Below are 865 nucleotides of genomic sequence, written 5' to 3' on the forward strand. Positions count from 1 at the left end.
CCTCGGCCTTGCGGGTGTCGAGCACGGCCGGCTCCGGCAGCGGCGAGGAGACCGGGCCGGGCGCCGTGGCGGTGGTGAGCGGGGTGGCGGGGGTGGTCATGTGATCATATCCGGGGTTTGGTATATGATGCGGAGCGCGGGCGGACTGGCGCGCCGGCGTCGCGGCCGGCGGGGCGGGGGCGTCGCGAACGACCGGCGATGCGTCGGTCGAGAGCGTCGTCGTTCGAGAGCGTCGGGGCGACGCGGTCAGCCGCGGCTAACCGCGGAAGACTAGAGCGCGGCCGGCACCGAGGAAAGCGGCTCCGCCGCGGCGAGGGCCGGGGCCAAGCCGCCGGTCTGCCGCAGCGCCTCGCCCACCACCATGGCGCAGGCCATGGCGACGTTGAGGGAGCGCAGCCCCGGCCGCATCGGAACGGTGACCCGGACGTCGGCCGCGGCATGCACCCGGTCCGGCACGCCGCCGGTCTCGCGTCCGAGCAGCAGCACGTCGCCGGCCGCGAAGGCATGCGCCGTGTAGGGCGTCGCCGCCTTGGTGGTGAGCAGCACGAGCCGCCGGCCGTGCCGCCGCGGTCGCGGCCGGACGCATCATCGCCGAGCGCACCGACAGGTCGATGCGGCGGACGAGCGGCTCCTCGCCTTGCCAGCAGGCCAGCACCCGCTCGGCGTAATGGGACTGGATCCAGCTCTTCAGGAATCGGGTCGGCACCGACAGCCGCACCGTCTCGCTGTCGACGCTCTCGAGCTCCATGCGGGCGAACCAGCTCGAGAAGATGTCCTCGCCGACCTCGGCCCGCAGGCGACCCTTCACCCGCGTCCAACGTTCCTGGTGGTTGTTCGTCATGATCATGGCCTCACGCATTCCGCC

At 73.2% G+C, this 865-nt stretch carries 2 pseudogenes; both read right to left on the minus strand.

Annotated features, from left to right (window positions below):
- Positions 1–270: 270 nt before the first annotated feature.
- Positions 271–558, minus strand: a pseudogene (locus ABTU92_RS30445) (tRNA (cytidine(34)-2'-O)-methyltransferase); the annotation flags it as partial.
- Positions 521–841 (minus strand): annotated as a pseudogene (locus ABTU92_RS30450) (DnaA N-terminal domain-containing protein); the annotation flags it as partial. The pseudogenes ABTU92_RS30450 and ABTU92_RS30445, both read right to left, overlap by 38 nt.
- Positions 842–865 lie beyond the last annotated feature (24 nt).

The sequence above is a fragment of the Rhodoplanes sp. SY1 genome, from assembly GCF_046000175.1.
GTDB lineage: Bacteria > Pseudomonadota > Alphaproteobacteria > Rhizobiales > Xanthobacteraceae > Rhodoplanes.